The following is a 4,159-nucleotide window of genomic DNA, read 5'->3' as shown; positions in this document are numbered from 1 at the left end:
CCCTGAGCCGTGAGAGTGTCGATTTTTTTAAACACGAAGCGCAGAAAAACCACACCCATTACCAGAAGATGATTCGACGCCTGCTCGACAGCTACACCAAGACCTGCAAGGAGCGGGAAGCACAGTAAGTCTCTTTGGTTCTGCGATAAAGATTCTAACGCAGAGCCACAGAGAAAAACCTTTTTTTTGCCGCAATCAGCATCTATCAAAGTCTAATAAATGCAATTACAACCAGAGATCCCGGCAGTAAAGGTTTTACCCTCAGATTGTCATAGATGTTCATCGCGGCAAAATGCCTTTGAATCAAGTTTTTGCTTTTACCCCAAGCCTTTGTTTTTCTTGGTGTACTTGGAGCCTTGGTGGCTGATTCTAAAAAATTGCCGCCAAGACACCAAGAACTCCAAGAAGGGCAAAAATTCAGGGTCTTTCTCTTCATCTCTCCTTCTCTTACGCCTCTGCGTTAAGCATCTCACAAGTTTTTTCGGTTGGCAGACAGGTCCCCTTCACGTAAAATCACAAGCTAACAACCTGATCAACGGAGGGACACAACATGGAAAAGGAGCATTTACAAATCATCCTTGAAGATATGAACGGCAAATTCGACCTGATCCTTGAAGGCCATGTCGGATTGCGTCAGGCCATCGACGATCTGGACAAGCGCACGACCGAGCGCTTTGATCTGGTCGACCTTAAATTCGAAGCCCACACTATCTATCGCGTCCGCGAAACCTGACAAAACTCTATCGATTAACGCTGAGTCCAGGTGGAGAGGCGCTGAGAAAAATCTGTTTTTTGCCGCAATCAACATCTATAAAGGTCTATCAAGGTCTATCAAGGTCTGACAAATTCAATCACAACCAGAGATTCCAGCAGTAAAGGTTTTACCCTCAGCTTGTCATAGATGTTCATAGATGCTCATCGCGGCAACATGCCTTTGAATCAGGTTTGGCCTTGACCCAGCCCCTCTCCTGCGCCTCTCCGTTAAATCCTGCATACCGCATACTGCATCCAGACTTAATCCCTAATTTTTATTGACATTAAAACCGCGATCACTATACTAACCTGCGTTGAAAGACTTACAGCGGCTGCGCCTGTTGCCATTTGCCCAAGAGGTTCGGCCGGCATATAAAACACTGTTTGTAGCAAAAAAACCACAATATACTGTTGCACAGTAACTACAAATGAATAATTCAAAGCGCTACGCTGCGGCCGGATTAAAACCAATAAATACCGCCACATCGGTAAGTTACACTGAATCGAACAAAACACCAGCAGTTTGGCACAGATACTGCTGTTAATCGATACGAGCTTCACCCAAATGAAAAGTGCCATGGAATGTTAAATAGCAGAATTTAAGTTGAGCAGAACTTAAACCGCCGAAATGGATTCGGCACAAACAATTTCCTTAAGGAGGAATTACAATGAGCAGATTAGTAAGTTTACTGATCGTCCTGCTGGCGATCGCAGTAGCAACACCGGTTCTGGCAGAAGACCGCTTGAGCCTCAACGGTCAAATGCGTGTACGTGGTTGGCATATTGATGTTGATGGTGCAGATCAAACTAACACCTGGGCTGACCAGCGTCTGCGTATCGGCGGCAAGTTGTCTGTTGCTGAAGGCGTCAGCGTTACTTTCCGCATGGATGCGACTGAAGCTGACTGGGGCAAACACCCTGGGGCTGGTTCAGGTCGTTTTACTTCTGACAGCAACTCAATGCAGTGGGACCGTGCCCATCTCGACATCCAGAAAGGCAACCTGCACCTGCGTGCCGGTCAGTTTTACACCGCACTTGGCCAAACCGCTTTTGATGCCCAGGACAACGGATTGCAGCTGAATATAAAAGGTCAGGTACCTGTTTCTGTGTTCTTCATGGTTGATAATGATGGTGGTTCTAGAGAAGCTTCCGATGCTTTCTACTATGGTCTGAACGTTGGCCACAAAACCGACGCCTATGCGGCTAATGTATTTGCTGGTGGCCAAAAAGACAATGACGAAGAAGTCTATGTAATCGGTGTGAACTATGCCCAAAGCATCGATGCCCTCAAACTATTTGCCGAGCTTGATTTCTTCACTGGTGATGCCAGTGCAACTGAAGATGCTTATGGTCTGCAATTCTTTGGTGACGTTTCTATGGCTGCCTCTGAAACTGTAACCGTTGGTGGTCAGTTCTTCTACGCTATGGGCGATGATGAAGATACTCAGTACGTTATTCTTGGCAACGACTTCGGTGGCTGGGATCCCATTTTCGCCCTCGGGACAGGCCTTGATAATGAGAAGATTGACCTTGGTCGTCCCTTCAACATTCTGGGTGATGGTGCCGGTATCATTGCCGCTCGTCTCTATGGTAACTTCAAGGTTGCCAGCGACCTGACTCTTAGTGCCTCCGTTTTCTACGGTGTTTCTGAAGAAGATTCCGCTTCGGTTGAAGAATACGAAGATGCTCTGGCACTTGGTATTGGTATGAGCTACGCTGTGATGGCAAATACCAAACTTGGCGTGCAGTTCCAGTATGAAGACTTCTCTAAAGGAGCTAAAGCTCTTAGCTCGGACTATGAAGCATTTAAGGTCGGTACTGGTCTGTTTGTGAACTTCTAATTCATTTAGAAGTCATTGTTTGACCAAAAAGCCCCGGCGAATCTGCCGGGGCTTTTTTATTAGGCGCGCATCAAAAACGGGCGCATGCAATGCGCCCCTACATTTCTATATCCGCATTATTCTTCCGTGCATACTACCTTCCCCCCAAGCTTTTCTTGGTGAACTTGGAGCCTTGGTGGCTCATGTAGGAGAGTGGGACATTCTATATTGTCCCCGTCAAGAAAAAAATATAACCTATCAAAGAGGGTAGAGTAGAGAGCAGGTCTCAGCAGCTTTAGGTTTGGCTTATCCGTTTCCGTCTCTTTCGTTTGACGGTGCCTAAATAACCTCACCGTGGCCACCTTGGCCAGCCCTCCCTCATCAAACCGTGCATGCGGTTTTCCCGCATACGGCTTTCCGATGTTCTTCACTGCAAGGCATGCGCTTTTGTCCAACCAGCTGTTGTCGGCACTTTATACAGGTTGTATTTCTCATACAGCAACCTGCTGGGAAACTTGATATACCCTGACTTCCTATCTCTTACTGCGTATTCCGTATCAAAGAGGGGACGTTGTTTAACTGTTGAATAAAAAAGCCTCAACGGAGAGACGCTGAGATGGAGAGGCGCACAGAGAAACCGATTTTTTGCCGCGATCAACATCTATCAAGGTCTGGCTGCTCCAATGGGACACATTGCCACGCTGAACAGTCCGATCGCGCTTAGTAACTGCTTATGTTATGTCAGACAGATAATAGGTTGGATTACGGTGCTGGTGGGCAATGCAGGTTATGAGAATATCGTTGTCATCGACAACGTAAAGAAGCAGATAGGGAAAGCGTCTGAAATTGATTCTTCTGGTATGTTGACCAATTTTTCGCCACGCTGTTGGAGCTTTGACAATATCATCTGTTGTTAAAAGAAAGGCTCGATAGAATTGATCACCCAGCCCAGACTGCTGGTCGTTGTAGTAATCTATGGCTTCTGATAGTTCGGCATCTGCCGGTGGAATTAAAATGATGCTCATGCTTCAATTTTAGCTCGAAGCTGCTCAAGGGAAATCCCCTTGACAAGCCCTTGTTTGTAGGCGTGATATCTTCTTTCTGATTCGGCTACCCATATTTCTTCAATTTCGGGATCCGTTTTATCGAGACTTTCCAACAGAGATTCCACCAGATGCACGCGAGCTACAACACCCAGTTTCAGAGCATTTTTTTTAATTTCTTCTGCCAGCATCTTCCCTCCTTCCACAATGACCGCAACCGACCTGAACTCTTTAAACATTACCATAAATGCAATTATCGGTCAAAATGCAGACTGCATCATAACAAAGGGGACATTCTATATTCCACGGCAAGAACGATTTCGATCCCGATAGCGATATCGATTTGGATCAAGGACGTACCAAGGGGGGGACGGGACAGGACGGGGGGACGGGACAGGACGGGGAGGACGTTGTTTAATTGTTTAATCGATTGCCTCTCTATTCCTCTTGCGACTCTCCGTTAAAAACCTTAACGCAGAGAAGCTGAGATGGAGTGCCGCAGAGAAAAACCTTTTTTTGACAGCCGCAATCAACATCTATCAA

The 4,159-nt window shown here is 46.5% G+C and carries 5 protein-coding genes; 2 read left to right on the top strand and 3 right to left on the bottom strand.

The window, feature by feature from the left end; genetic code table 11:
• Positions 1 to 205 precede the first annotated feature (205 nt).
• On the bottom strand, positions 206 to 436 hold the full coding sequence (locus AC6F7T_RS01180; RefSeq protein WP_500716127.1) for a hypothetical protein: 231 nt from the start codon (positions 434 to 436) through the stop codon (positions 206 to 208).
• Between the two features lie 114 nt (positions 437 to 550).
• Between AC6F7T_RS01180 and AC6F7T_RS01175 the strand changes: the two genes are divergently transcribed.
• Both AC6F7T_RS01175 and AC6F7T_RS01170 read left to right on the top strand, forming a co-directional pair.
• Complete coding sequence (locus AC6F7T_RS01175; RefSeq protein WP_500716126.1) at positions 551 to 733, top strand: hypothetical protein; 183 nt, start codon at positions 551 to 553, stop codon at positions 731 to 733.
• Between the two features lie 688 nt (positions 734 to 1,421).
• The gene (locus tag AC6F7T_RS01170; RefSeq protein WP_500716125.1) at positions 1,422 to 2,594 is read left to right on the top strand and encodes a hypothetical protein; all 1,173 of its coding nucleotides are present in this window, start codon (positions 1,422 to 1,424) and stop codon (positions 2,592 to 2,594) included.
• 710 nt (positions 2,595 to 3,304) lie between these two features.
• Here the strand turns inward: AC6F7T_RS01170 and AC6F7T_RS01165 are convergent.
• Together AC6F7T_RS01165 and AC6F7T_RS01160 are read right to left on the bottom strand one after the other, a co-directional pair.
• Complete coding sequence (locus tag AC6F7T_RS01165; RefSeq protein WP_500716124.1) at positions 3,305 to 3,598, bottom strand: type II toxin-antitoxin system RelE/ParE family toxin; 294 nt, start codon at positions 3,596 to 3,598, stop codon at positions 3,305 to 3,307.
• A complete protein-coding gene (locus AC6F7T_RS01160) occupies positions 3,595 to 3,807 on the bottom strand; it encodes an addiction module protein (RefSeq protein ID WP_500716122.1) in 213 nt (70 codons plus the stop codon). Before AC6F7T_RS01160 ends, AC6F7T_RS01165 begins: the two co-directional genes overlap by 4 nt.
• Positions 3,808 to 4,159 lie beyond the last annotated feature (352 nt).

It is taken from the genome of Pelovirga sp., from assembly GCF_059864205.1.
The sequence above is the reverse complement of the archived record's forward strand: the minus strand, read 5'-3'. Positions and strand labels throughout refer to the sequence as shown.